This is a genomic window from Paenibacillus swuensis, from assembly GCF_001644605.1.
GTDB lineage: Bacteria > Bacillota > Bacilli > Paenibacillales > DY6 > Paenibacillus_N > Paenibacillus_N swuensis.
The window spans coordinates 2,279,152-2,305,293 of the sequence record NZ_CP011388.1; the positions used below are offsets into that span (position 1 = coordinate 2,279,152).

24 protein-coding genes are annotated in these 26,142 nt (G+C 52.4%); 21 read left to right on the top strand and 3 right to left on the bottom strand.

What is annotated here, in order from left to right; genetic code table 11:
- The first annotated feature begins 1 nt into the window (after position 1).
- The 9 genes from SY83_RS09980 (at position 2) to SY83_RS23645 (ending at position 8,931) form a co-directional block, all read left to right on the top strand.
- Positions 2-1,372 (top strand): FAD-dependent oxidoreductase, encoded by a 1,371-nt coding sequence (locus tag SY83_RS09980; protein WP_331710001.1) that lies wholly within the window; start codon positions 2-4, stop codon positions 1,370-1,372.
- A gap of 75 nt (positions 1,373-1,447) precedes the next feature.
- On the top strand, positions 1,448-1,837 hold the full coding sequence (locus SY83_RS09985; protein ID WP_068611024.1) for a tautomerase family protein: 390 nt from the start codon (positions 1,448-1,450) through the stop codon (positions 1,835-1,837).
- A 67-nt stretch (positions 1,838-1,904) separates the two neighbouring features.
- On the top strand, positions 1,905-2,417 hold the full coding sequence (locus SY83_RS09990; protein ID WP_068606113.1) for a TetR/AcrR family transcriptional regulator: 513 nt from the start codon (positions 1,905-1,907) through the stop codon (positions 2,415-2,417).
- 76 nt (positions 2,418-2,493) lie between these two features.
- Positions 2,494-3,543 (top strand): NAD-dependent epimerase/dehydratase family protein, encoded by a 1,050-nt coding sequence (locus tag SY83_RS09995; protein WP_068606114.1) that lies wholly within the window; start codon positions 2,494-2,496, stop codon positions 3,541-3,543.
- A gap of 215 nt (positions 3,544-3,758) precedes the next feature.
- Complete coding sequence (locus SY83_RS10000) at positions 3,759-4,967, top strand: ParM/StbA family protein (RefSeq protein ID WP_068606115.1); 1,209 nt, start codon at positions 3,759-3,761, stop codon at positions 4,965-4,967.
- A gap of 41 nt (positions 4,968-5,008) precedes the next feature.
- Positions 5,009-5,392: a hypothetical protein gene (locus SY83_RS10005; protein WP_068611025.1), complete on the top strand. Its 384-nt coding sequence runs from the start codon at positions 5,009-5,011 to the stop codon at positions 5,390-5,392.
- Positions 5,393-5,649: 257 nt separating this feature from the next.
- Positions 5,650-6,084, top strand: coding sequence for a DUF6526 family protein (locus SY83_RS10010; RefSeq protein WP_068606116.1), 435 nt, complete (start codon positions 5,650-5,652; stop codon positions 6,082-6,084).
- Between the two features lie 156 nt (positions 6,085-6,240).
- Positions 6,241-7,350 (top strand): ABC transporter ATP-binding protein, encoded by a 1,110-nt coding sequence (locus SY83_RS10015; protein ID WP_068611026.1) that lies wholly within the window; start codon positions 6,241-6,243, stop codon positions 7,348-7,350.
- A 12-nt stretch (positions 7,351-7,362) separates the two neighbouring features.
- A complete protein-coding gene (locus tag SY83_RS23645) occupies positions 7,363-8,931 on the top strand; it encodes a glycine betaine ABC transporter substrate-binding protein (RefSeq protein WP_068606117.1) in 1,569 nt (522 codons plus the stop codon).
- On the opposite strand, the gene SY83_RS10025 is transcribed toward SY83_RS23645, so the two are convergent.
- Positions 8,928-9,476, bottom strand: a complete 549-nt coding sequence (locus SY83_RS10025; protein ID WP_068606118.1) for a hypothetical protein — start codon at positions 9,474-9,476, stop codon at positions 8,928-8,930. The two genes, SY83_RS23645 and SY83_RS10025, sit on opposite strands and share 4 nt — an antisense overlap.
- Before the next feature lie 95 nt (positions 9,477-9,571).
- Between SY83_RS10025 and SY83_RS10030 the strand changes: the two genes are divergently transcribed.
- A complete protein-coding gene (locus SY83_RS10030) occupies positions 9,572-10,174 on the top strand; it encodes a TetR/AcrR family transcriptional regulator (RefSeq protein WP_068606119.1) in 603 nt (200 codons plus the stop codon).
- Positions 10,175-10,212: 38 nt separating this feature from the next.
- Positions 10,213-10,503, top strand: coding sequence for a hypothetical protein (locus SY83_RS10035; RefSeq protein WP_231891412.1), 291 nt, complete (start codon positions 10,213-10,215; stop codon positions 10,501-10,503).
- A gap of 650 nt (positions 10,504-11,153) precedes the next feature.
- On the opposite strand, the gene SY83_RS10040 is transcribed toward SY83_RS10035, so the two are convergent.
- A complete protein-coding gene (locus SY83_RS10040; protein WP_068606120.1) occupies positions 11,154-12,830 on the bottom strand; it encodes a PucR family transcriptional regulator in 1,677 nt (558 codons plus the stop codon).
- 208 nt (positions 12,831-13,038) lie between these two features.
- Between SY83_RS10040 and SY83_RS10045 the strand changes: the two genes are divergently transcribed.
- The 9 genes from SY83_RS10045 (at position 13,039) to SY83_RS10085 (ending at position 24,024) form a co-directional block, all read left to right on the top strand.
- The gene (locus tag SY83_RS10045; protein ID WP_068606121.1) at positions 13,039-14,319 is read left to right on the top strand and encodes an amidohydrolase family protein; all 1,281 of its coding nucleotides are present in this window, start codon (positions 13,039-13,041) and stop codon (positions 14,317-14,319) included.
- Positions 14,320-14,321: 2 nt separating this feature from the next.
- On the top strand, positions 14,322-15,542 hold the full coding sequence (locus SY83_RS10050) for an ABC transporter substrate-binding protein (RefSeq protein WP_068606123.1): 1,221 nt from the start codon (positions 14,322-14,324) through the stop codon (positions 15,540-15,542).
- Positions 15,543-15,560: 18 nt separating this feature from the next.
- A complete protein-coding gene (locus SY83_RS10055) occupies positions 15,561-16,436 on the top strand; it encodes a branched-chain amino acid ABC transporter permease (RefSeq protein ID WP_068606125.1) in 876 nt (291 codons plus the stop codon).
- A gap of 24 nt (positions 16,437-16,460) precedes the next feature.
- Complete coding sequence (locus SY83_RS10060; RefSeq protein WP_068606127.1) at positions 16,461-18,368, top strand: branched-chain amino acid ABC transporter ATP-binding protein/permease; 1,908 nt, start codon at positions 16,461-16,463, stop codon at positions 18,366-18,368.
- The gene (locus tag SY83_RS10065) at positions 18,361-19,164 is read left to right on the top strand and encodes an ABC transporter ATP-binding protein (RefSeq protein WP_068606129.1); all 804 of its coding nucleotides are present in this window, start codon (positions 18,361-18,363) and stop codon (positions 19,162-19,164) included. The genes SY83_RS10060 and SY83_RS10065 overlap by 8 nt, the downstream gene beginning before the upstream one ends.
- A complete protein-coding gene (locus SY83_RS10070; protein ID WP_231891446.1) occupies positions 19,133-20,329 on the top strand; it encodes an amidohydrolase family protein in 1,197 nt (398 codons plus the stop codon). The genes SY83_RS10065 and SY83_RS10070 overlap by 32 nt, the downstream gene beginning before the upstream one ends.
- Before the next feature lie 220 nt (positions 20,330-20,549).
- The gene (locus SY83_RS10075; RefSeq protein ID WP_068606133.1) at positions 20,550-21,509 is read left to right on the top strand and encodes a lysylphosphatidylglycerol synthase domain-containing protein; all 960 of its coding nucleotides are present in this window, start codon (positions 20,550-20,552) and stop codon (positions 21,507-21,509) included.
- The gene (locus SY83_RS10080; RefSeq protein WP_068606135.1) at positions 21,499-22,701 is read left to right on the top strand and encodes a glycosyltransferase family 4 protein; all 1,203 of its coding nucleotides are present in this window, start codon (positions 21,499-21,501) and stop codon (positions 22,699-22,701) included. The genes SY83_RS10075 and SY83_RS10080 overlap by 11 nt, the downstream gene beginning before the upstream one ends.
- A 201-nt stretch (positions 22,702-22,902) precedes the next feature.
- The gene (locus tag SY83_RS10085; RefSeq protein WP_068611028.1) at positions 22,903-24,024 is read left to right on the top strand and encodes an NADH-dependent flavin oxidoreductase; all 1,122 of its coding nucleotides are present in this window, start codon (positions 22,903-22,905) and stop codon (positions 24,022-24,024) included.
- A gap of 54 nt (positions 24,025-24,078) precedes the next feature.
- Here SY83_RS10085 and SY83_RS10090 read toward each other — a convergent pair whose 3' ends face one another.
- Positions 24,079-24,540, bottom strand: a complete 462-nt coding sequence (locus tag SY83_RS10090; RefSeq protein WP_068606137.1) for a hypothetical protein — start codon at positions 24,538-24,540, stop codon at positions 24,079-24,081.
- 215 nt (positions 24,541-24,755) lie between these two features.
- Between SY83_RS10090 and add the strand changes: the two genes are divergently transcribed.
- Positions 24,756-25,799, top strand: a complete 1,044-nt coding sequence (add, locus tag SY83_RS10095; RefSeq protein WP_068606139.1) for an adenosine deaminase — start codon at positions 24,756-24,758, stop codon at positions 25,797-25,799.
- Positions 25,800-26,142: the final 343 nt, after the last annotated feature.

Genomic DNA, 26,142 nt, shown 5'->3' on the forward strand with positions numbered 1-26,142 from the left:
CGTGGATAAATTGCATACAAGCCCCATGCTATCCGTGCCGCAAATGGATGTGCCGGTATATGCCGAAGTGGATGTGGTGGTGGCGGGAGGCGGTCCGGCAGGAGTCGGCGCTGCACTGGCGGCGGCGCGTAACGGCGCTTCCGTATTGCTGATCGAACAACGCGGATACCTGGGCGGGATGGCGACGGTGTCCCTGGTGCCGGCCTACTGTCCTTTCACCGACGAGGTGAAACCGGTAATCCGGGGGATCGGCCTCGAAATTCTGCTGGAGATGAAGAGCCGGATGGAACCGGCATTCCAGGAGGAATGGAAAGACAATCTGGACTGGGTGCCGATTGATGCGGAACATCTGAAGCGATTGCTGGATGAGAAGATGGCCGAAGCGGGCGTGCAGCTGCTGTACCATACCTTTGTGAGCCGGACCTTGCAGACGGACGGAAAGGTGGAGGCGGTGCTGATTCAGAACAAGTCGGGCACACAGGCGGTCAAAGGCAAGATCTACATCGATTGTACAAGCGATGCGGATATCGTACATGCGGCCGGAGGCGTCTTGACCCAAGGCGGGGACGAAGGCGAACTGCAGCCGGGGACGATGTGCTTCCAGTTGGGCAATCTGGATCGATTGAAGTTTGCCGAACACACGGCTGATATCGGACTTGATCTGAAACACGCTATTCGGAGGGGGATCGCAAGCGGAGAACTTCGCGTCGTCCGGGATTGGGCAGGCATCTCTTGGCATAACAACAACACGGCAGGCTTCAATTTCGGGCATATCTTCGGCATCGACGGATCCAAAGCCGAGGATTTGACCCGCGGGGCGGTGGAAGGACGCGCGTTAGTCCATCATATCGTAGATTGGTTACAACGCACCGTTCCGGGCTTTGAACAGGCGGTGTTAATGGCTACGGGCGAGCAGATCGGAATCCGGGAAAGCCGCAGAATTGTAGGGGATTACGTGGTTACCGCCGAGGACTTCCTCAACTGTGTATCCTTCCCGGATGACATCGCCCGCAACGCCTATTTCATCGATATCCATATGGCGAAGCCAACCAGCGATATGACGATGGTGCATTTGCCGCCGGGGCAATCCCACGGCATCCCGTACCGTGCGCTGTTGCCTGTCGGCATCGAGAATGTGATTACCGCGGGACGCGCGATCTCGACCGACCGCGCTACGCAAGGCTCCACGCGGGTGATGCCGAATTGCTTCGCGATGGGAGAGGCAGCCGGAACGGCCGCGGCTATGCTGACGAAGGAAGGAAAGTCGGCTTCCCGCGAGATAAACGTATACGACTTGCAAAGACAGCTAGTGTCACAAGGTGCTTGGCTGGGTGAACAATGGGAAGAGAAAAACTTATATTTGATAGATTAACGCTGGTTCATTATGTTATTATTTGGATATGATTTAACTGAGAAAGGCTGAGAAGAGAAAGGTGAGATGAGGAGCATGGCTCAAGTGAAAATTTTCGGTTCTAGGGAACATTTGAACCCTATTAAAGAAAGATTATCTGAGGTAATCCATTCTTGTGTGGTCGAGGCATTCAAACTGCCCCCAGACAAAAAATTCCACCGTTTTTTTCCGATGGATAAAGAAGATTTTCTATTCGCACCTGGACGTACCGAAGCTTACACCGTCATCGAACTCAGCATTTTTGAAGGGCGTTCGGTGGAATCGAAAAAACAGTTCATTCATTTGCTCTTTGAACGCATTCAAATAGAACTACAAATTTTTCCTCAAGATATCGAAATAACGATTTTTGAAACGCCCAAATCCAATTGGGGAATTAGGGGATTCCCTGGCGACGAGCTCCGGTTGAATTACAATGTGAATGTGTAAGCTTGACAAAAAGGAAGAAGCATCTTATTATTTATTTACCAATAAATAAATAAATAAAGAGGCGAAGATGATTAAAATCGACAAGAGAGAACTTATTATCGAGCAGGCGGTGGCCCTGTTTGGAGAGTTGGGATACTATAAGACCACGACGGCTCAAGTCGCAAGAGCGGCTGGCGTCACACAACCTTATATATTTCACTTTTTCGCAAATAAGGAGGAGTTGTTTAAAGCCGTACTCGATCGGGCGGTGATGAGGCTTGCGGAAGCTTTTTCGCAAGTCGATGGGTCCGCTGATTTAATTATTCAGAATATGGGGCGTTCTTTCCAAGCAATTATGGAAAGTCACCGTAATGAAATCTTAATGGTCATGCAGGCGCACGCGATTGCGGAGGAGCAAATCCGCGATTACATGAGTACTATATATCGAAACATTCACCGAACGATTTCCGCCAAATTTCAAGATGCTGGCATCTCTCGGCCAGAGGAAGAGGCGACGCGCTTTATGGCTAAGGGGCAATTCCATGTGGTGGCGGAAGTGTTGCATCTTGACGAGCTAATGGTTCACACAAAAAAAGACTAGTTGCTTCCTAAGCAGCCCTTTTTTTTCATCAATAATTTATTTATTGATAAATAAAATATAATAAGGAGGTTTTTTTATGAAAGCTTTTGTTACGGGATCCACGGGACTATTAGGAGGAAATTTGGTTCGACTCTTGCTTGAAATGGGGTATGAAGTACGTGCATTAGCCCGTTCAGCTCACAAGGCGGAAAGATTTCTTGAAGGCTTATCGGTAGAAATCGTTGTAGGGGATATGATGGATGTAGATTCCTGGGCGAATCAAATGGAAGGTTGCGATCTTTTATTTCATACGGCCGCTTATTTCCGTGAAACGTTCCGTAGGGGAGACCATTGGACAAATCTCGAGAAAGTAAATGCGACCAACACCTTGCGACTCTTCAAACTTGCAGAGCATTACGGGATAAAGAAAATCGTACATACGAGTACGAATGCAGTTATTCGTAAACGTAAGGACGGAACTGTTAGCGATGAGGAGGATCTGTTAGCGCCGGAAGAAGCGTTAAATCTTTACGGCAAAAGCAAGATTGTTGCGGATCGTGCGATTGAGTCATTTTCAAAAACACATGACATTCCTATCATAACGGTACTTCCGGCGTGGATGTTCGGACCGGGGGACGCGGCTCCGACGGGGAGCGGTCAGTTAACTTTGAATTTCTTGCACCGAAAGGTCCCGGGAACGTTCCGTTCGGGAATCGACGTTGTCGACGCCCGCGACGTAGCACTTGCCATGCTGAGGGCTGCCGAAAAAAGTCGCGGGGGAGAACGGTACATTATCTCGGGCCATTACACAAGTTTGGAAGAATTGTTCGGAATCATGAATAGTGTGTCCGGCATTCCCTCTCCTCGGCGCTTTCCTATCCCCATGGTCTTCTTCTCAACATATTTGAACGAAAGGATGGCTTCTCTTTTCGGCAAGGAAACCGATGTATCTATGGATGAGCTTCGAGTTATGACCGAGATGAAGAGAACAAGTAACGCGAAAGCCGTGCGGGAATTAGGACTCACGTTTCGACCACTTCGACAGACGATCCATGATACCGTACAATGGTACTTGAATAACAACTACCTTACAATACCGCTGGAGCTCTCCAAAGGTTCACAGGATGGAATGCCCCGGGGCCTTTGAAGCTATTCTCTTAGTGGTATGAACATATATGCCGGCCCCAAGACTTTTATTTCTTCTTTTACAACAAAAACAGCCAAGATTTCGCCTGATTTGACACAGTTTTGGTAACGATTAACACATAAATAGGGACGATGACGGGTTGAATAACCTTACTATGTATGGCAGAGTAATACCGTAACTAGATTTATAGTTGTACATAAAAGGAGGAAGACTTCATGAATTACCACTTTTTCGTAGGAAACGATAACGGAAACAGCGAGCACGATATGATTATTGACGGCCGGTTGGTTCAACAACCGAATGTAAATTGTACGGTGGACGAGCTTCCGTGGAGCGAAGAACAGACACCCGAGAGTTTTATCCGAAACCTGCAGGAACAATTGGTCGTGACCGTCGATTCTCCGGCAGCCCGTCCGGGTATGTATTATGTCGGTACTTTTGCATTAGAAAGCGGAGAGATTCTGGATAACTTGCAGATCGGCATTGATCTGAAATGTGATATGGATTTACCGGTTGTGAACACCCTGGCCCAGATCGCGGCCGTAGCGGTGCAGAAGGCATATGAGGAAGACAAGAAGGTGCCGGATCATATCGAAGTGGAAGTGGACATGGCGACAGCGTTGCCTGTAACCCAACACACGGACGAAACTTCGGCGAAATTCGAGAAGCGGTTCACGTCCGGCACACATCATGTGACGGTACACCTCGGCATCCATCGGGTAGCGGTGAAGATTGTATTCCCGTTTGCCAAAGTGGTGCCGGAAGCGACTCCTGTGATCTTTGCATTACAGAAAGATACCGCAGGTCATTGGAGAGAAGGCGAAATCTTTAAGGAGTTCGCGGAACAGTACGGGTTGGACAAGAAGTTTAACGGTAACTACTTCAAGGACAAGCGCATTCTGCATGTGGATATCGGCGACGGCTCGACAGAGTATCCGATTACGGAAGGCAATAAATTCCTGCGTCAATTCGTGCACGGCAGCCACCACGGGGCAGGTTACGCGATTGAAGAAGCGCTGGGTGATTTCAACCGTTTGATCCATCTGCCGGACAGCCCGCGCCAGTTCTTCAGCGATGTCATCAAGAATCCGAAGCACAAGTACAACGCGCGCGCGTTAAAGACGTTGAAGAGACCGATGGAAAGCCAATCCCGGCAAATTGTGCAAAATGTGAAACGTCAGCTCACCAAAGCCCGCAACGAGATCGATCTGATCTGCGTTTACGGCGGCGGCAGCATCCTCATGCGGTCCATGTTGTATCCGCAGCTGGAAGAGCTTTGTGTGGAGCGCGAGATCCAATTGCTCTACATTCCGGCCGATTACGCGGTGCAATTGAATGCGTTGGGGCTGGACTCCTTCGTCCGCGGCAAGATCTATGAAGCATTGAAAAATAAAGCGACGCTGCCGCAGCCCGTTCAAGCGTAACCGAAAGCGGCTGAGCAGGCGGAAACCGGAAGGTGACACGCGTGAAGAAACAGAAGCAACCCGGCGATAACATTTCTTTGAAGACGAAGAAAACCGAAGATCCCGCGGTCATGAGTTGGATCAATGCGCAGACGAACCTGATGGATTCGCTGCGTTATCTGATCGAGATCGAAGTCGTGCAGAATGGTGTCCGAAATCTGCAGACGTGTATTCCGATGGAACGAAATATTCTCAGTATGCAAGCTGCCGATCAAGAGCTTCGATCCGCTCGTGAAGAGGTTGCGGCGGGACAAGCTTCGGCAGCATCCGGAGGTGTCGACGCAGACGCATCTTCTGAGGATTTAGCCGAAGTTGAACAGGCAGCAACGCCCGAATTGGCGCCTGAAGACGATATTGACGAAGATGATATCGACTCATGGATCTAGCCAAGTCCTTGCGTGGTAAGGGTTTTAAGTGATTGCATCACTTGGTAATACTTTGTATTTCTTTGTCATATTAAAAGTAATGTTATAAAGAATGATGAAGTATTACCTAGTAATTTAATGGTTTATTATGGGAAGTTTGCGAATAGCAGACTTCCTTTTTTACATGTAGGAGGGTTGATTTTCTTTCCCTTTTATCAAGAAATATGTGGTAAACTTTGGGTCGTATGAGATCAGAAATCTAGAGGAGGTCTGTGAAAGTGAGCGGACAAGAGAAGGGAAAATTTTTAAGATTTGACAGCAGATATCATTTTGTAACCGTACCTTTAACGATCATCGTGTCCGTGTTCTCGGTTATACAGTTGGTTGATGCCATCGGAGATGAGAAACCGTTGAGACTGCCTTTGTTGATTTTGGGAATCAGTATATGTCTGGTTTTCGCGGTAGGGCTGATTCGTTATTACGCCACGAAAACACAAGACCGGATTATCCGGATCGAGGAGCAGTTCCGTCATTACCGTTTAACGGGGAAAGAATTGAATCCAAAGCTAACGAAATCACAGATCATCGCCCTGCGTAATGCCGGAGATTCGGAATTCCCGTCTCTGTGCGTACGCGCGGTAACGGAACAATTGGATCCGAAAGCGATTCGCGAAGCCATCCGGCAATGGCGGGAAGATCAGATGAGAATTTAACTTTATACCGCTGTAGAACAGGCTCTCCGCTTAGGGGAGTCTTTTTGTTTCTCAAAGGTTATTCAGATTCACTTCAGTAAATAATGGGTAGAATATGTAGCTAAAGCAACTTAGGAGAGAAGTTCATTCTAATCACTAGTAAACGAGGTGCGCAAGTTGATCCAATTCAAGAATGTTACAAAAAAATATAACGACGGATCCACCGCCCTGAAGGGAATTAATCTGGAGATTAAAGAGGGAGAGCTTGTGACCCTGATCGGACCCAGCGGATGCGGGAAAACGACTACGATGAAGATGATAAACCGGCTTGTTGAACCTTCATCAGGACAAATTTTAGTGGATGGCAAGGATATTTCCACCATCAATCCGGTTGAATTGCGCCGAAGCATCGGCTATGTCATTCAACAGATCGGATTGTTTCCGCATATGACGATTAAGGACAATGTAGCGATCGTGCCCAAGCTGAAGGGTATGAGCAAGCAGGATTACGAACAACGCATTGATGAATTGATGTCGATGGTCGGATTGGATCCGGACATATACCGCGACCGCTATCCTGCGGAGTTAAGCGGGGGGCAGCAGCAACGGATCGGCGTTATCCGGGCGATGGCGGCGGAGCCGTCGATTATACTGATGGACGAGCCGTTCAGCGCGCTGGACCCGATCAGCCGTGAGCAGCTTCAGGATGAACTCATCCGGCTGCAGGAAGAAGTGAAGAAAACGATTGTGTTTGTCTCTCATGATATGGATGAGGCTCTTAAAATCGCGGACCGCATTATTCTCATGAAAGACGGTGAAATTGTTCAGGCGGATACGCCTGACCGTATTTTGCGCAGACCGAAGAATGAATTCGTTCGCTCTTTTATCGGGGAAGGAAGATTGCATGATTCCGAGGTTCTCCATGTGGAGGACGTGATGATCACGAATCCGGTGACGGTATTCTTGTCGCGGGGACTTGCCCACGGGGCTAAGGTGATGAAGCAGAACCGCGTAAACAGTCTGATGGTCACGGACAAGAACCGTGTGCTCAAGGGAATTGTGACGAAGGAGATGCTCGAAGAGCAGTATCGCAACGAAGACTTGTCCGTTCAGGAAATTATGCGGGCTGATATTCAGACGGTCCCGGTGGGAAGCGGCGTAACAGAGGCCGTCGAGATGATGAAGCAATACGGTTTAAGCAATATGCCTGTAGTTAACCCTGAAGGACAATTGGTCGGATTGGTAACAAATTCAAGCTTAGTGGACGCATTGTTGAAGCAGATGTAATTGGAGGTCATCATGAATCTTTGGGAAGTCATTGTAGGTAGACAAGATGAGATTATTCAAGCTACCTTGGAACATATTCAAATTTCATTTATCGCCTTGCTGATCGCGATAGTAATTTCGATTCCGCTTGGCCTTTTATTGACGCGGGCGCCTAGATTGGCAGGTCCGGTCATCGGGGTAACTTCGTTATTCCAAACCATTCCAAGCTTGGCTTTGCTGGGTTTTATGATCCCGATACTGGGCATCGGTATGGCTCCTGCGATTGTGGCGCTTACCGTGTATGCGCTGTTACCGATTCTGAGAAACACGTATACGGGAATTATGAACGTGGACAAGCCGATTAAAGAAGCGGGAACCGGTATGGGGATGACGAGCTTGCAAGTCATGTTTAAAGTGGAGCTTCCGCTGGCGTTAAACGTCATTATGGCGGGCATCCGAACGGCTACCGTCATGCTGATCGGCGTCGCTACGCTTGCTTCGCTGGTAGGGGCCGGAGGCTTAGGGGATCTGATTTTCCGCGGAATCTCCACCGTTAATACGGAGCTGATCCTGGCGGGTACGATTCCGGCGGCCCTGCTTGCGATCGTATTCGATTATATGCTGGCCCGGATGGAGCAAGCGGTCACGCCTAAAGGCATTCGTAAAGGCACGAAGCCTTCCTCGAAATTCCGCAGAGGCGTTGAGCTGGCTTTTATGGCTGTGTTGGGCGTGCTGTTGGTGTTCAGTTTAGCCAAGGGGCTAGTCGGAAGCGGCGGTTCCGGAGAAAATTCGGTTGTCGTTGCAGGCAAAAACTTCTCTGAGCAAGACATTCTGACGCATCTCATGGCATCCCTCATCGAAGAGAAGACCGACCTGGACGTCGTGCGGAAGCCGTTTCTCGGCGGTTCTTCCGTAACCCATGACGCCATTGTAAGAGGCGATGTGGATGTGTATGCGGAGTACACAGGTACAGGATGGACCTCTGTTCTCCAGAAGAAGCCGATTATGGGACCTCCGGAGAAGACATACGATGCGGTAAAATCCGCATATGAGAAAGAATTCGGGGTTACATGGCTGAAGCCGTTAGGGTTCAATAATACCTTTGCGATGGCAATGGGAGAGGAACGAGCCAAGGAGCTGGGAATCGAAACCTTCACGGATTTGGCGAAGGCTGCACCGCAGCTGGTGTTCGGAGGTACACCCGAGTTTCTGGAGCGTTCCGACGGTTTCCAGGGCTTAAAGAAAGTTTACGATATGAACTTCAAGGCAATCAAGGGGCTGGATATCGGTCTCACCTTCAGCGCTGTTTCAGAAGGGACGACGGATGTGCTAAGCGCGAATTCCACCGACGGGCGTATTGCGAAGTTTAATTTAAAAGTTCTGAAGGATGATAAGCAGTTCTTCCCTCCATACTTTGTGGCTCCGATTATTCGTCAGGATACACTTGAGAAACATCCCGAATTGGCGGAGGTTCTTGATCTGTTGGCGAATAAGATCGATGACCGGACCATGGCGGAGTTGAACGGAAAAGTGGATCTGGATGGTCAGGATGCGCGGAAAGTAGCTGAGGATTGGTTGAAAAAAGCAGGCTTGATCTCCTAGGAGACGGCCTGCTTCTTTTCTTTACGAGGAAACAAGGTATAGCTGAAGCTGATGAAGAAATCAATGGCCAAGATGAAGGCCCATCGCTGGGAAGTGACGCCTAACGCTTCCGTGCGTTCCGCGTCGCCGACAAACCAGATCATCAGCAGGAGTAAAGCGCTGCCGATCGTCCAGGCCGCCAAGTGGCGGTACCAGCTGCTGCGCGCATGGCTCGCATGTTCCTTGCCGTGCTTCGGCGGCTTGACCGGAGGCGGACCTCCCACGAACCGATGAGCGAAGCGCTGGTCGGCCCAGGTAATCATCCGGTGTCCGTAGGCAACGGAAACACCGATATAGATGGCGGCTACCCCGTGCATAATATCCGCGGTAGCACCGTTCTTTAGATGAATGACCGTGGCGATCAACAGCACCAGGTCGACCAGCGGGGTACAATACAACAAGGCCGTTCCCAGCTTGCGGTATTGAAGTATATAACGGCAGAACAGACCTGCCAGAACGAACACCCAGAACCCGATCTCACAGGCGATAATGACGGCGGCAATCATAACCGATTTCAGCTCCTTTTAATAACACAGTTGTATTAGAACAAATTTATTATAATACAGTTGTATTGAAAAAACAACTATGGTAGGATGATTTTATGCCAAAAATCGTAGATCATGAACAACGTAAAATTGAATTAGCCCACGCCGCATGGCGAGTTATCCAACGAGAGGGACTTGAGGGAGTTACCGTGCGAAGTGTCGCTACCGAGGCGGGTATTTCCTTGGGTTCCCTGCGTCACTATTTCGATTCGCAGTCTGCGCTTCTTTCTTATTCCATGAATCAAGTATCCGAGCGGGTAAGAGGGAGAGTGGAAGCTTTACCGTTTACCGGGGACCCTAGGCAAGATATGCAGCAATTGTTGGAGGAAATGCTTCCGATGGATGAAGAGCGTTACCAGGAAACGAAGGTGTGGTTTGCCTTTTACGCCAAGACTATGGTAGATCCCGAACTATCCAGGCTGGGAGATGAGCTGCACAACGAGCTGTACAGTAACCTGTATGAATCCTTACAAAAGATAAAACGGGGACTCGGCCAAAGCGCGCCTTGGGATCCGGAAGCGGAAGCGCGTCGATTGCATGCCTTGCTCGACGGCCTGGCGATGCACGGTATTCGCCTTACCCAACCGCTCGAAGCGAATATGATGCGAAAGATTGTTCATCGGCACCTCGATGAAATGTTTAGAATGAATGATGCATAAAACAAGGCGCGCCTTCCCAAATTAAGACAGTTCATCAATTGAAGGAGGCGTTCGTCATATCACCGCATGATACCAGTCTGCAAGATCAGAATCGCGTTTCGCAAGCCCAGAATGCTGTACAGTCGGCGCACAATGCGATTAAACAGGCTCAATCCCATCCGTCCGAACAGATGATCGAGCAAGCGGAGAACGCGTTACAGTCCGCTGACAATGCCATTCATCAAGCGAGCGGCCAACCTTACATGGAACCGATCGAGCGTGCATCCGAGCTGTTGGAAGATGACCGTGAGTCATTGCACTCGTTAACGCCCATGGAAGAACAGAATTAATTGTGAGACAGCAGCCGGCGATTGCCGGCTTTTTTGATATGATAGAAAGTATTTAAAATTAGGGTGTTAACTAGGGATTGAAATGCATTAGGGGGTGTTCATTATTCTTATTTGAACTGGAATGCTGGGTTATCCCTAAAGCTCAGTTTTATGATAGAAAAAGGCAATGAAGTGATTTTTTTGTTTTGGTAAAGTATTTTTTTGAAAAGAACGGATATCATTTTCACCTGATTCTTGGGGATAACCCAGCATTGAAACGAAAATAATGTTCACCTGATTCTTCGGGATAACCCCAGCATTGTCGCTAAAATGGATTTAATACGTGGCAGTTGATCAAGCAACATAATCCAGCCTCGCGCCCACCCCGCGCGCTAACGAATCCTGGTAACGCTATTTGGCTCAAAACACACTAGTTTATTTTCTAAGGAATCCACATCACTCTATTTACCGATTTCTAACTTATATTTGTTCATTATGGTTACATTAGCGTTACCAGGATTCCTTACATATCCAAAGAGGGTGATTATGCGACTTTAGCGTTATGGGGATTCGTTAGAGCGATTTGCCCTTGCATCCCGCACCTCGCCCCCCGCCCCCCTGCTGCTCTGCCCTACAATCTTGATAGCAAGCCCCTCTGCTTCGACTAAAGCCTATGAAGGCTTCACCTTGATCAACGGCTCCAAAGTGAACGCGATTCGGAACCGCAAGCTCTCCATCGGATCCTTCAACCGGCGTCCTGTAAGCTTCTCGCATTTCTCCAGCCTGTAAATCACCGTGTTCCGATGCACATACAATTGCTTCGCCGTCTCCGCCAAAGCGCAGTGATTCTCATAGTAAACGCAGAGTGTGCGCAAGAGCTCGCTGTTCTCCCCATCATGGGAAGAGACTAATTCCCTGAACGTTTCCATATAAAATTGCTTCAGTTCATCATACGGAATCATGCGCAACAGCCGGCTGACCTCATGAATCTGATAGGAATGCACGAAACGGCCTTTGTTCATCCGCACTCCCGTTTGCAAGGCTTTCACGGCTTCCTTGTATGACAGCTCCAAATCCAGCACATTTGTCACCGGATTCCCGATGCCCATGGAGAAGTTAAGCCCGGAATCCGCGTGCATCTGCTCGGTCATGTCTTCCAGGCGTTGCAGCAAACCTTGTTCCTCCCATGCCGGATCCTTCAGAAACGTCAAGATCACGAACACATCATTCTTATTGAACATGACAAAAGGAAGCCCCAGTGCCGAGAATGCCCTCTTGATCATCTCGTAATGCGCATCACGCTCCGAATAAAGACGGTCTTCAGCCAGAGAAGCCCCCAGACGGTGCCGCATCCCCGACGCATCCGGTTCCGCATACTCATCTTGTTTGCATACCAGGATAATCGAGGTATCTTGGTTGTTTAGTCCGTACTTTTTGCCCCGATGAAGCGCTTCTTGCTCCGAAGTAATGTACCCCTCCACCAAATCCAGGAAAAACTCGTTCTTATAGCGGCGCGAGCGCTCCTTTACAGCCTGGCGTTTCGTTAACTCCAAACCGATGACATTAGCGGCTTGTTCCATGGCGAGCAGGGATAGCTTGGAGTCATTCTGCTCCGTGTGATAAGCGATGATATAACCTTCATGACGGTACGTGTGAATAGGGAAGAGCTCCACATGGCGGTTATTCCCAACACCTTCCTGCAGGAGGCACAGCGAAAGCGGCGCAGCAGGTTCAGAGAATAATGTCGGCAAGGTGGACAGGGTGGCAGCTATGAGCGCTTGCATGTCCGGATGATGAAAGTGCTGCGAACGCCCCGTCACCTGAAGCTTGGAATTGACCAGAAGTACCGGCACTGAAACCAGCTGGGTCAGCATGTCGATGATCTCGGAGATGCCCTTGCCGTGCATGATCATGGCCGAGAATTGCTTATGAATGGTCAGGGCGTAGTGGAGCTCGTGGCTTTTATTTTCCAAAATGGTGCTTGTGGACTGTTGAAAGATTTCACCCAGCGAATGCGTAACGGCGGAAAGTTCAATAATGGGAAACTGAAGGCGGTCGGCTTCGTCCAACACATGCCGGGGAATGTCCAGCGAAAAGCGCTTGGTCTTGATGGCAAGACCGGTGCAGCCCATGGCATGCATGTCGGTCATTAGCGTAATGAGCGCGTCCGGGCGATCTTTGACGAAGTATCCGTTCGTGAGCAACAGCTCGTCCTTCTTCAGATAGTTGATAATATCGGGAGCATCCATAATATTGACGGAACCCGCATTCCGGCGGAGCCCATGTTGGCCTGCGAGCACCTCGGCATGCTTAAATATCGGGATCCTCAACAGTTGTTCCAATAGCATGTCATCACATCCCGTCTTCGTTATATGTAAAAGAAGCTAACATAACCAGAAGAACCTGTAAAGAAACTTTGTGTAATTCGTACAAATGAACTGCGATCTTATTGTATAAATCGTACAATGACATTCACATAGCTTGAAATTACAATGAGGGTGACTACAAACAACAATGTCAGGTAAACTAACGCATTAAACGCTTGAGGGGGGTCCTATGCTCCAACTGCTGATTCGCAACTGTGTCATGCAAGGAAAAGTAATGCCCGTGGATGTAGGCGTACAGGGGGGACGCGTGGAATGGATTCTGCCCTCCGGACAGGTTGCAGACGCTCCGGCGGAGAGGACGGTTCACGCGAATGGTCAGTTACTGCTACCCGGGTTCGTTGAGCCGCATATTCACTTGGAAAAGGCGCATTTGTTAGAGCGAATGCAGGCGGAGCCGGCATCGTTGCAGGAAGCCATTCGAATCACGGGGGAGATGAAGCGGCAGTTTACGAAGGAGGATATGCGGGAGCGCAGTATGCGTGTATTGAAGCGGGACGTGGTGAACGGTGTAACACACTTAAGGTGTCATGCCGAGATCGACCCCGTCCTGAAGCTGACTGCCGTCGAAGTCATCCTGGAACTGAAGGAGCAGATGGCGGACGTTCTGGACATTCAGATCGTCGCTTTCCCGCAGGAAGGCATCTTTCAGCAGCCGGGCACCGCGGCGTGGATGGAAGAGGCTTTGCGCATGGGCGTAGATGCGGTCGGAGGCATTCCCTATAACGACAGGGACGCGGAAGAGCATTTGGCTTATGTGTTCGGACTGGCAGAAAAGTATGGTAAACCGTTAGATTTCCATGTCGATTTCTCTGATAATCCGGATGATCGCAACATTGTGCGTATAGCGGACATGACCATAGAGCGGGGACTCCAAGGAAGGGTGTGCGCGGGGCATGTAACCTCGCTTGGCTCGGTAATGTCAAGCGAATTGCCTGCTATAGCGGACCGTATTTCCGAAGCGGGGATCCATATTATCGCGTTACCCGCCACGGACTTGTACCTAGGCGGGAGAGGCGACATGGAAAGGCCCCGCAGAGGGCTGGCACCGGTTAAAACGCTTCTGGAACGGGGGGTGAACGTCATCTTCGGAACGAATAACATCCGGAACGCGTTTACGCCCTTCGGGACGGGAGACCCGCTGGATATGGCGTGGCTGCTGGCCCAGACGGCATACATGGGCACCGGGCAGGAAGCGGAGCAGTTGATTCGCATGGCCACCTATGGCGCGGCTTCGGCGCTGGGCCTGTCCGATTACGGACTTACGCCCGGTTGTCCGGCCGATATGGCCTTGTATCCCGTACGGAACGTGAGGGAAGTGTTACTGGACCGGCCGGAGCGTACGCAGGTTTGGAAGCGGGGAAAGTTGACGGCAGAGACGAGTAAGCGGGAACAGATCTATTGGGATCGTGAACATATCGATTGTGTAACCCATACCAAGGAGGTTAGATGAAGATGAGATTATGGAATCAGAAGTGGAGCGTATTGGTGCTGTCGTTGGTTGTCGGAGCAGGGGTATTGACCGGATGCGGAAAAGAGAATGAGGCGAATACGGTGGCCAAAGCCGAAGCCGAGGCAACATCGCCAATCCTTATCGGAATGTCCACGGAAGCGACGGGGTCCAATGCAGAGACGGCGGAGAACATCTACAAGGGCGCGCAAATTGCTGTTGATTTCGTGAATGAAGGCGGCGGAATTAACGGGCGTCCGGTGGAGCTGGTCGTAAGGGATACGGAGGAGAATCCAACCCGGGGTGTCAGTATCGTACGTGATTTCGGGCAAAAAGAGAAGGTGCTCGCGGCACTGGGCGGCTTTAACAGCACGGTGATGCTCGCGCAATCGCCGATCGTGAAGGAAGAAGGATTCCCCTTCATGATCCTGACATCCAACGTGCCCGCTTCCGTATTGAACGGATTACCGTGGACGTTCGGCGTGCGAATGAACGCGCAGATTACGGCGAAATACGCGTTGGGCTTTATTGAGAAGCATTTTGGCACGAAGAAGATTGCAATTCTCCACGAGAGCGGCGGTTACGGTAAAGGCGCCGTGGATGCCATGACGAAAGCGCTGGACGAAGCAGGCGCGAAGCCGGTGGCGACGGAATCCTTCAACCTGAAGGATCAGGATATGACGGCACAGGTTGCTCGCGCCAAGGAAGCGGGAGCCGAAGTCATCTATTTGTTCGGGATGGGCGCGTCCAACGGCTATGTTCTGAAAGCGATGGAGAAAGCTTCTTGGAAAGTGCCTGTCGTAGGGGAGAACGGGATGGTGTCAAAAGGCATCCTGGAAGTAGGCGGGCCGCTAACCGACGGTACATTCGCCATTCAGACCGCGAATTTCAACGTAGACCAGACCCGAGAACCCGCGAAGAAGTTTATTGAAGCGTTCAAGACGAAGTTTGGCGGGATCCCAACGACTTTTGCCTCCGCGGCTCAAGGCTTTGACGGCGCGATGATTCTCTTCGACGCGATAGGGAAGACCGAACTGACCGGTGACCTGAAGAAAGATCGCGATGCTCTGCGGGAAACGCTGGAGACGGATGCGGGACCTTACAGCGGTGTCATCAAGGACTGGGACACGGTCTATACGAAAGATAATCACGATGCGATTGATGTGAACTCTTATCTGATGAACATGTGGAAAGACGGCTTGTTGGTGCCTTCGGACAAACAATAGGAAAGAGGGGCGCAGCGAATGTCAGACTTCATTCAATTATTGCTTAGCGGTACGGCGATCGGGAGTTTGTACGCCTTAATCGCGCTTGGATACAGCCTTACCTATGTGGTGAACGGCACACTCAACATGTCGCAAGGCCAGCTTGTCATGCTGGGCGGGATGCTGATGTACAGCTTCACGTCCGGCGGCATGCCGTTCATCGCGGCGTTGCTGCTCGCAGGTGCAATTGTCGGTGTCGTTGGAATCGCCATGGAACGTCTTGCGATTCGCAAGTTTGCCAAGGATCCTTCCTCGGTAGGCTGGGTGTTAAGCACCATCGCGGCCGGTATTATCATTCAGGATGTAGCGCAATACTTCTGGGGACCCGATGAACGGGTTGTCGCTTCCCCGGCGGGAGAGAACATGGTGCGGATCATGGGCGCCGGCGTGTATTGGAAAGAACTCATCTTCATACCGCTGGCGGCATTATTCTTCGCGGGTTTGGCTTATTTCTACAAGTACTCCCACTGGGGACTGTGGCTGAGGGCCACGGCGGACAACCGCACCGCGGCGGAGCTGATGGGCGTGGGCACTCACCGTGTGGTGGCGGTAGCCTACGTGCTGAGCGGGATGCTTGCCGGTTGGGGCGGCGCGATGATGTCGACCAACTACGCCGTGTCGGTGTCTATCGGCCTCGCGCTCGGGCTGAAAGCAATCTCCGTCGCCATTCTCGCCGGATTAAACAACGCCAAAGGCATTGTCATTGCCGGTTTAGTGCTTGGGTTGGCCGAGGTGGCGGTCGCACAATATATTTCCACCGATTTCAGAGAAATCATTATTTACCTGGTCGTTATTCTGGTACTCTACCTCAAACCGACCGGACTGTTTGGTACCCGAATGCCGGTGAAGGTATGACTACCCAGAAAGGAGTGAAATAATATGGAATCGGAAGCGGCATTAACCCGGGGAAAGACATTCGGGTTCGGCAAACTCTCCTTATCCGTCTCCTTACTTGTGCCCGTCCTGAGTCTGTTGGCGGTCGCGCCGCTGTTTCTAAGCAGCTATTACACCAATATTCTCTATATGATTGGGATTTATGTCATGATCGCGGCAGGTATGAACATTCTGATCGGCTACTGCGGCATTGTCTCCATCGGTCATGCGGGACTGATGGCCGTGGGCGCCTATGTATCCGCCTATTTCAGCAATACCTACGGCTTAAGCTTCTGGGTAACGGGTCTCATCGGCGTGGCGGCGGCGCTGCTGACCGGGACGCTGTTCGCCATCCCCACACTGAGGGCGGGCGGGGTGTATCTCTCCATGGTGACCATCGCCTTCGGGATCGTCATTAACGAGATTCTGATTCGTTGGGACGGATTCTCCGGCGGTCCGCTGGGGATTTCCGGCATAGCCAAACCCTCCGCGTTGGGCTACACCTTTACGTTAACCTCCATGTATGAACTGGTGTTGGTTGGCGCTCTGACGGCGCTGTTCATCTTGCGCAACGTGAGGAGGTCGGCTTGGGGCCGGGCGATGATCGCGGTAAAGGAGAATGAAATTGCCGCAACTTCGGTGGGCATCAAGCCGTTCCGGGTTCAATACATCGCCTTTGCGCTCAGTTCCGTACTGGCCGGGTTGGCCGGGGCCATCTATGCGCATGCAAACAGTTTCATCAGCCCCGACACATTCGGCTTTCATATGTCGGTTCAACTGGTTCTCATCGTGATTCTGGGCGGCGCCGGCACGCTTCTGGGGCCGGTCATCGGTGCCTTGATTATCGTCATGCTGCCGGAGGTGCTGGAGCTGGAGAAGCTCCGGTTAGCCCTATACGGCAGCATTATGTTTCTGGTTTTGTATCTTTTGCCCAAAGGTATTGCAGGGACTGGAGGCGCATGGGTGAAGCGTTGGGTGCCCCTCAATCGCCGGCTTGCCCGAACAGAAGAGTTGCGGGGTCCTATAACGGCGACAACTACGTTGCCAGAGACAATAATACCGAAATCAACACGAACGCAAACACCGCGGTTGTCTTTAGACCGTTTGTTACCGGCGTTGCAAGCTAATGCTGTGACGGGGAAGGAAGCCGTGCTGCAAGTACGGGGGCTGAATAAAAGCTTCGGCGGACTGCATGTCGTCAAGGATGTGAGCTTTGATGTCGCCACAGGCACAGTTCACACCTTGGTGGGGCCGAACGGCGCGGGCAAGACGACGGTGCTCAACATGATCTCCGGCTTCTACCCGTGCGACGCCGGCGCCGTCACGCTCCAAGCCCGGCCGCTGTCCGGCCTGTCGCTCCAGCAGATCGCCGCCGCGGGCATCTCCCGCACATTCCAGCACACCCGCCTCTTCGGCGAGTTGTCCGTGCTGGAGAATGTCATGGCGGCGATGGCCGACAGCTTCCGGCCGGGACTGCTCGCGGCGCTGGCCCGTACCGGCGCCGCCCGGGCACACGAAGCCGACCTGGCGGTCCGCGCTCACGCGTATCTCGACCTGGTCGGCTATGCCGGCGATCGCTCGGAGCCCGCGACGGCGTTGCCGTACGGCCACCAGCGCATGGTCGAGATCGCAAGAGCGCTCGCGGTGCAGCCGCGGCTGCTCTTGCTGGATGAGCCCGCCGCGGGCATGACGGCGGGCGAGATCGAGCATCTGGAGAATGTCATAAGCAAGCTGAAGTCAGCCGGCTTGTCCATTCTCCTGATTGAGCACCACATGGATTTTGTCGCCCGAGTCTCGGACCGGGTGACGGTACTGGACTACGGCAGCATCATTGCCGAAGGGACGCCTGAAGAAATATGCCGGAACCCGCGCGTCATTCAGGCTTATCTCGGCGAGGAGGATGACGATGCTTAAAATCAACGATCTGCACGTCCGCTATGGCGCGGTGCAAGCGTTACGCGGCGTCTCCATGAACGTGGGCGAAGGAGAAATTGTAGCCGTCATCGGCGCGAACGGCGCGGGGAAGTCCTCCTTAATGAACGCGATTATCGGATTGGTAAAACCCGCGTCGGGCTCCGTTCTCCTGGAAGGAAAGGAAATCTCTGCTCTGCCCGCCCACCGCACATCGGCGCTGGGTGTGGCCTTGGTGCCCGAACGCAGGGAAACCTTCGGCGCGCTGACGGTAATGGAGAACTTACGGATGGGGTTAAGCATACACCCGGGGAAGATGCGCAAATCCGATCTCAGCCAAGAGCTGGAGCCGCTCTTCCTGCGGTTTCCCCGGTTGAAAGAGCGGCTGAACCAGACGGCGGGAACGCTCAGCGGCGGGGAGCAACAGATGCTGACGTTGTCGCGGGCTTTAATCCGCAAGCCGAAGCTGCTCTTGCTGGATGAGCCTTCGCTCGGATTGGCGCCGATCATCGTAAACGAGATATTCCGCATCATCCGCGGGCTTAAAGCCGACGGCGTCACCATCGTGCTTGTGGAGCAACTGGCTCGCAAGGCGTTGTCCGTGGCGGATCGCGCTTATGTGCTGGAGAACGGCTCCTTCGTCATGGAAGGCACGGCCGCGGATCTTCTGCGAGATGCCGACATTACGAAAGCATACCTGGGCGGAGCAACCGGTGGAACCGCAGCATCCGGAGCAACTGAATCTATTGGAGGACGAGAACATGAATATGATCATCAAGCAGGTGCGCGTAGACCGTGAATTGAAGGATCTGGTGCTGGAGCACGGAAAGATCAAGGAAATTGCGCCAAGCGGTACCGTTATGGACCAGAGTTTCACCAGTTGGGATGCAAAAGGATTGCTGTACCTACCGGCTCTGACAGACATGCATTGTCATCTGGATAAGCATTTTCTGGGCGAAGATTGGAGGCCGCTGCAACCGTTTGTGACGCTGGAGAAACAATTAAAATTCGAGAAAGAGATGCTCGCAAGCTTGCGCCATCCGGTGCAAGAAAGAGCGATGTTGCTCGCGCAGCTCCTGTTGAGTCAAGGCACGACCCGCATCCGGACGCATGTGGACGTCGATCCCGACATCGGATTAAGTCATCTCGAAGCGGTACTAGAGGTTAAGGAGCAATTGAAGGACCGAATGGATATCGAGATTGTGGCGTTCCCCCAACAAGGCTTGCTTCGTTCCGGCTCCGTCGGCGTCATGAAGGAAGCGTTGCGCCGCGGTGCTCAGTACGTGGGGGGCGTGGATCCGGCAGGTTTGGACCTAAGAGTGGAGGCCAGCCTGCAAGCCATGTTCGAGCTTAGCGCCGAATTTAACGCGGGGGTGGATCTCCATCTGCATGATGCAGGGCATCTCGGCTTATATACAATTGATCTTGTAGCGGATTATACAGCTCAAGGAAATAAACAAGGGAGAGTCGCGGTCAGTCACGCTTATTGCCTGGGGATGGTCTCTGAGCAGGAGGCGGCTTCTACTTTGGACGCGGTCAGAGAAGCGGGTGTAACCATCCTGTCCAGTGTACCGACAGACCGTCCGATGCCGAGTGCGGACGCCTTGGCTCGCGCGGGGGTGACCTTCCGACTGGGCACCGACAATATCAATGACGCATGGTCGCCTTACGGCAACGGAGACATGCTGCAACGCGCTTCGCGATTGGCGGAGAAGAGCGGGTGGGTAACTGATGAGCAATTGATTTCAACCTATGCGCTGGCGACGGAACGCTCCTTGACACCTTTGGTCGGTGAAGAAGCAAGTTTTATGCTGGTGGATGCGCTCAATGTACAGCATGCCATGGCTTCGGCCCCGCGCAGGGAAGCCGTCTTTTCCAAAGGGCATCTGGTTTATCAGCCCATGTCGCACACCCCCTCGACATCCCGCCTGTCTGCCGCAAGCACTCAGGAAATGGCCCGTTAAATACTGAAATTCGGAAACCTTATGTCATCGGACATAGGGTTTCTTTGCGGAATGACGTATTTTTCAAAAAGTGGACTAGTATACTAGCAAAGGCGGAGGGTTTATTTTGCGGGAAGAATGAGGATGATGTTGGGTAGGGACCAAATGTTTGTTGAGAGTTCGTAAAGCGGCCTTATCTTGAGGTCCGGCGAGCTATAATAGGTATATAGGCGGTGGTTAAATGCGATCAGTCCCGGTAAAAAAGGTGCTGCTTCTGACGCTGAAAGCGCTCCTGGCCGTACTCGTCCTTTATTATGTCATCCGCAGTATTCCTTTGGAGCCGGCCCAGGTCTCGAATTATTTGCGTCATAGCGGCATGTATTTCTATGCTTCGTTAGGGGTGTTTACGCTTTTCCTTGTTTTGCAGGCGGCGATCTGGGTCACGATCCTGAATGACGGGCAGCGCAGACTTCCTTACGGGCTTGGATTAAGAATTTATATCAACTCCCAATTCGCCAAGTATATTCCCGGCGGGTTCTGGAATTATGCGGGACGCGTGGCGCTCACAAGCCGCGAAGGGGTGAAGCTGGATGTGCAGATGACCACGATCCTCTACGAGAATGTATTGATTGTGCTTGCGGCTCTAGTTTATTCCCTGGGGTTGGCCATCAGTCTTCATCTGTTGCCCGCGGCGGTATTATTACCGGTAGGACTGTTCCTGTTGCTGGTCTATTTATATTATGAAAAAGGCACCGCCTGGCTTCGCAGGGGATCGGTCCGATGGATGCGGATGCGCCCGTTTCGCCGCTTTGCGGAGCGGTTGTCGCCCGGCAGCGCGTTTCACCTGAGCCGGGAAAAGTTCTTCCTCTATCTGGCCTACTTTCTCGGCAGCCATCTTGTGATGGGCGCGGCGTTCTGGCTGCTGTTGCGCAGCTTTCCCACCGAGGAAATCGGCATCGGCTACGCGGCCGGCACGTTCGCATCCTCTTGGCTCCTCGGACTGCTCAGTCCGTTGCCCGGGGGGCTTGGCGTACGGGAAGGATTTCTTGTCTACTTTCTATCTTTTCGGATGGACAAGGAGACCGCCGTACAAATTTCCGTCATTGCGCGGCTGTGGAATGTGATGAGCGAAATTCTGTTTTTTGCCTTGATGAACGGGGTTCATATTTTGAGAAAAAGGATGAGATTACATGGTTCGTAAAAAGGTTCTTCTGGTTACGGGCGTGTTTCCACCCGGCGTCGGCGGCATGCAGCAATATTATCATCACTTGTCCAGGCAATCGGGTCATGATGTCACGGTATTGGCGCCCAAGTATGCGGGAGACGAAGAATTCGACGCCTTGCAGCCTTATAAGATTATTCGGGGTCCTTTTATTCAAAATGAAGGGATTGACTTCACCTCCTGGTTTCGGCTGTTTCGCTATGTGCGCCATGCGATTCGACGGGAGAGGGCGGACGTTACGATCTATGGCTTCGTGCTGATCGGCATTATCGGGTATGTGCTGAAGCTGTTTATGGGGCATAAATATATGATTTCAACGCACGGGATGGATATGCTCATGTTTCGGCGGTTCGTCGGATTGAATTATGTGATTAAGTTGATTTTGCGCAATGCGGACGGCGTGTTGACGAACAGTCATTTCACGAAGCGGTATGTGGAAGAATACGGGGTCGATCCCGCGCGGATCGAGCTTGTGTATCCCGGTGTGGAGGACGTGTACGAGAAGCAGGGGAAGAATGCGGAGTTGATACGTAAGCATGGGCTTGAGGGCAAATACGTCATGCTGTCGGTTAGCCGGTTGGTGCTGCGCAAAGGGCATGACCGCGTGATTGAGTCGATGCCGGAGGTGATCCGGTTGATCCCGAACGCTGTGTATCTGATTATCGGTGACGGGCCGGAGCGCGGGCGGTTGGAGCAGTTGGCCCAGCAGCACGGGGTGGCGGACCGGGTCCAGTTCCTCGGCAACGTTCATGACAGCAAACTGTTGAATGCGTATTACAACACATGCGATCAGTTTCTGATGGTATGCCGTCAGCTCAGTAACCGGGATGCCGAAGGCTTTGGCATCGTGTATATGGAAGCCGCTTCAGCGGGCATTCCGGTGATCGCCGGGCGCTCCGGCGGCGCGGGGGAAGCGGTGCTGGACGGCGAGACCGGCTTGCTCGTGGACCCGAACTCGCCTGCGGACATCGCCGCCGCGGTGCACAGGTTGCGCGATGATACAGCACTGCGCGAGAAGCTGACCCGGCAAGGGTATGCGCGCGCGAAAGGGAAGTTCCGCTACGTGTTTCTGGCGGAAACGTTCGATCGCTATGTCGGCTACGTTTGCGCCGGCAAGCCGCATGTGAAGGTGAAGAAGAAACGCAAAGAGATTCGCAACGCGAATATATAGGGGCCGCGGCAGGGCAAGGCAAGGCAATGCAATGCAATGCGCCCCAAGAAAAAGGGCCGATCCGCGGATCGGCTCTTTGCTATGTTTACATCCTACGCCTAATGGGTAAATTGACTTCTGTCGGGAAAAAGGATAGTGTATAGCTTAAAGGTTTTATACAATTAAATCATACACAATTGAGGAGACGGAGAAGAGATGAATATGAATTCGAAATTTCAGCCTTTATTTGAGAAGTTAACGTTGCGCAATGGGCGCGAATTGAAGAATAGAGTGGTTATGGCGCCCATGACCAATTTTGCCTCCCATGAGGACGGGACAGTTTCGCAAGATGAGCTGAAGTATTACGCCCGCCGCTCAGGCGGAGCAGGCATGGTAATCACCGCTTGCACGTACGTGACGCCTAACGGCAAAGGGTTCCCGGGGGAATTCGGAGGTCACAGCGACGAGATGATCGAAAGCCTGCGGAGCTTGGCTGCGACGATTAAAGAGCAAGGCGCCGCAGCCGTGCTCCAGATCTTCCACGGCGGACGCAGCTGTCCCGCCAACCTCGTCCCGGACGGCGATGTGGTCAGCGCCAGCGCCATTCCGGCGGAAGCGGAAGGCGCGGTAACGCCGCGCGAGTTAACCGAAGCGGAAGTGGACGAGATCATTAAGGCTTTCGGCGACACAACACGACGCGCCATCCAGGCGGGCTTTGACGGTGTGGAAATCCACGGCGCGAACGGCTACCTGGTCCAACAGTTCTTCTCCCCGCATTCCAACCGCCGTACAGACCGATTCGGCGGGAGCTTGGAGAAGCGCATGACCTTCCCGCTGGCGATTGTGGAAGAGGTGAAAAAGGTGGTCGCGGCCGAAGCCGATCCATCCTTCATCGTGGGTTACCGGTTCTCGCCGGAAGAGCCGGAAACGCCGGGAATCACGATGGAAGATACAGCGGCGCTGGTGAACGCGTTAGCGGAACAACAACTGGATTATCTCCATATCTCCCTGATGGAGATCGATTCGAAAGCACGTCGCGGTGCGGATCCTTCCCGCACACGTCTCGAGCTCGTGCTAGAAACGATTGCGGGCCGGACCCCGCTCATCGGCGTTGGCTCCATTCATACGCCGGACGAAGCGGTTGCGGCGCTGGAGTCAGGCTCGGCGATGGTAGCTTTGGGCCGTGAACTCATTATGGAACCCGACTGGGTGGAGAAAGTGCAACAAGGCCGCGAGGCGGAGATCCGAACGACCGTAAGCAAGGATGATCAAGCTGAGCTGGTTGTGCCGGATGCGCTGTGGGCAGCCATTATCAACTCACCAGGTTGGTTTCCGGTGAAATAAACAGTAGAAGACATGACCCTTGGGCCATGTCTTCTTTATTTTGCACATATTCAATTACTCCACAGGCACATTCACAGCAATAATCCCATATTTCTGCGGTTGATCCGTAGTCGCGCCGAACCACACTTCGCCGAGCCCCGCCATCACCCCTTGTTCATTGGCAAAAAGAGACTCCGGTGTCCCGGCCGTAATAACCCCCTTCATTTTGTCCGAAAACACTTGCTTATATTGGGCCACTAAGGCTTCTTTGTCGCTGATTTCCGTGACCGCGCCGCCGTTTACTCTCATCGGGTAGAGAATGTGTCTCGCGAGCTTCTCCGCATCATCCGCTGCAACCGCGACTTGCACCTCCGCCACCATTTGCATAAATGCCTGTTGATCCCGGATGCCCGCGACTTCATAGGCAGTGTTTTTTTGACGTGCGGCTTTCTCATGTGCTGTTTCCGCGTTTCCGCAACCTGATGCTATAACCAAAGTGAATGCCAAAACGGCAAGTCTCAACAAATATGTTCTCATGATAATGATGTTCCTCTTTTCTGAATAAGGATGTAATAGTAAACGCCGCGCCGACTCGTAATGTTGCATGTAATTAATGGAAGGAAAGCTTACATAGCCTATTGACAACCCTTTTACACGCCGCTAACATAAATTGTTAAATACGTATAAGACTTGCTGCGATGTGGTGGATCCGATTCATGATGAGTGGATGTGACAAAGAGGAGGAAGCTGGCATGCAAGAAGAACGGATCAAGGATTGGATTCACGAGATGCCGAAGGTGGATTTACACCTTCATCTGGATGGCAGCCTGAAGCCGGAGACCGTGTTGGAACTGGCCGGGGAGCAGGGGTTAGCACTGCCAGCGCGGGATGTGGAGGGCCTGATACCTTATATGCGGGTAACGGATGCGTGCAGCTCCTTGCGGGAGTATTTGTTAAAGTTCGAATTTACAACGCGGTTCATGCAAACGGGTAAAGCGCTGGAAAGGCTCGCCTACGAGGCGGTTGAAGAAGCGGCTGGGCACAAGTGCGTGTACGTGGAAGTCCGGTTTGCGCCGCAATTGCATCGAGCCGGCGGGTTGTCCGCGGAGGATGCGATTGGTCATGTCATCGCCGGGCTGCGACGGGGGGAGCGGGATTATGGGGTCAAAGCCCGGGCCATTGCGATCTGCATGCGGCACCATACCGGCAAGATGAACATGGAAGTGGTGGAGGCGGCTGCTGCTTTTATCGGGCATGGGCTGGTCGCGGTGGATTTAGCGGGAGATGAGGAGGCTTATCCGGCCTCGGGCTTTCGCGAATTGTTCGCTGCGGCGGATAAAAGGGCTTTGCCGGTCACCATTCATGCCGGGGAAGCTGCGGGAGCGGATAACATCAGGGAAGCGGTGTCCAATTTGGGCGCGACGCGTATTGGTCACGGCGTAAGGATGAACGAAGACCCGCGGGTTTTGGCGTTGGTAGCGAAGCGAGGCATTCCGCTGGAAATGTGCCCGGTGAGCAACATCCAGACGAAGGCGGTCGCGGGCTGGAGCGCCTATCCGATACGAGAATATATGGAGCAAGGCGTCAAAGTGACGATCAATACCGATAATCCCAGTGTGTCGGGCACGAATCTGACCAGGGAGTTTCTCATGTTGAGGGAGAAGTTGGACTTTTCAATTCGTGAGATGACAGCCTTGGTGCTGAACGGGCTGGACGCGGCTTACCTCGAAGATAGTGAGAAGAAGGCGTTGAAGCGGGAAGTGCGGGCGCGTCTGAGCGCGATGGGAGTGTTGTAGGGCGATGTCATAACAGATGCCAAAAATAGCCCCTCCGTGAATTACGCGGCGGGGTTTGTTGTGTAAACAGATCAAAGCGATAATTCTAGAACATGTTTTTGGGCTAGTATGCACCCAGTTATGCACTCAGGTATGGACCAGTTATGAACTCAAGTATGCACCAGTTATGAACTTAAGTATGGACCCGGTTGTGCACTCAAGTATGCACCCAGATTGGGTAAATTGATGAACATGAATTAATGGGCTCTCCCGTAGAGTCAGTTTGGGGGCGAATAAGTTGGTGCTATGGTGGGCGGACGGCTATTTTTGGGGACGAATAAGTTGGTGCGGGGTGGGTGGCTAT

Bases quoted from the DNA above. Each gene is read 5' to 3' on its own strand.
- SY83_RS10080 (WP_068606135.1), top strand. From the start codon at position 21,499: ATGGTTCGTAAAAAGGTTCTTCTGGTTACGGGCGTGTTTCCACCCGGC.
- SY83_RS10025 (WP_068606118.1), bottom strand. From the start codon at position 9,476: ATGATTGCCGCCGTCATTATCGCCTGTGAGATCGGGTTCTGGGTGTTC.
- SY83_RS09985 (WP_068611024.1), top strand. From the start codon at position 1,448: ATGGCTCAAGTGAAAATTTTCGGTTCTAGGGAACATTTGAACCCTATT.
- SY83_RS10070 (WP_231891446.1), top strand. From the start codon at position 19,133: ATGATCATCAAGCAGGTGCGCGTAGACCGTGAATTGAAGGATCTGGTG.
- SY83_RS10085 (WP_068611028.1), top strand. From the start codon at position 22,903: ATGAATTCGAAATTTCAGCCTTTATTTGAGAAGTTAACGTTGCGCAAT.
- SY83_RS09990 (WP_068606113.1), top strand. From the start codon at position 1,905: ATGATTAAAATCGACAAGAGAGAACTTATTATCGAGCAGGCGGTGGCC.
- SY83_RS10055 (WP_068606125.1), top strand. From the start codon at position 15,561: ATGTCAGACTTCATTCAATTATTGCTTAGCGGTACGGCGATCGGGAGT.
- add (WP_068606139.1), top strand. From the start codon at position 24,756: ATGCAAGAAGAACGGATCAAGGATTGGATTCACGAGATGCCGAAGGTG.
- SY83_RS10065 (WP_068606129.1), top strand. From the start codon at position 18,361: ATGCTTAAAATCAACGATCTGCACGTCCGCTATGGCGCGGTGCAAGCG.
- SY83_RS10075 (WP_068606133.1), top strand. From the start codon at position 20,550: ATGCGATCAGTCCCGGTAAAAAAGGTGCTGCTTCTGACGCTGAAAGCG.
- SY83_RS10040 (WP_068606120.1), bottom strand. From the start codon at position 12,830: ATGCTATTGGAACAACTGTTGAGGATCCCGATATTTAAGCATGCCGAG.
- SY83_RS10000 (WP_068606115.1), top strand. From the start codon at position 3,759: ATGAATTACCACTTTTTCGTAGGAAACGATAACGGAAACAGCGAGCAC.
- SY83_RS10030 (WP_068606119.1), top strand. From the start codon at position 9,572: ATGCCAAAAATCGTAGATCATGAACAACGTAAAATTGAATTAGCCCAC.
- SY83_RS10060 (WP_068606127.1), top strand. From the start codon at position 16,461: ATGGAATCGGAAGCGGCATTAACCCGGGGAAAGACATTCGGGTTCGGC.
- SY83_RS10050 (WP_068606123.1), top strand. From the start codon at position 14,322: ATGAGATTATGGAATCAGAAGTGGAGCGTATTGGTGCTGTCGTTGGTT.
- SY83_RS10045 (WP_068606121.1), top strand. From the start codon at position 13,039: ATGCTCCAACTGCTGATTCGCAACTGTGTCATGCAAGGAAAAGTAATG.
- SY83_RS23645 (WP_068606117.1), top strand. From the start codon at position 7,363: ATGAATCTTTGGGAAGTCATTGTAGGTAGACAAGATGAGATTATTCAA.
- SY83_RS09995 (WP_068606114.1), top strand. From the start codon at position 2,494: ATGAAAGCTTTTGTTACGGGATCCACGGGACTATTAGGAGGAAATTTG.
- SY83_RS10090 (WP_068606137.1), bottom strand. From the start codon at position 24,540: ATGAGAACATATTTGTTGAGACTTGCCGTTTTGGCATTCACTTTGGTT.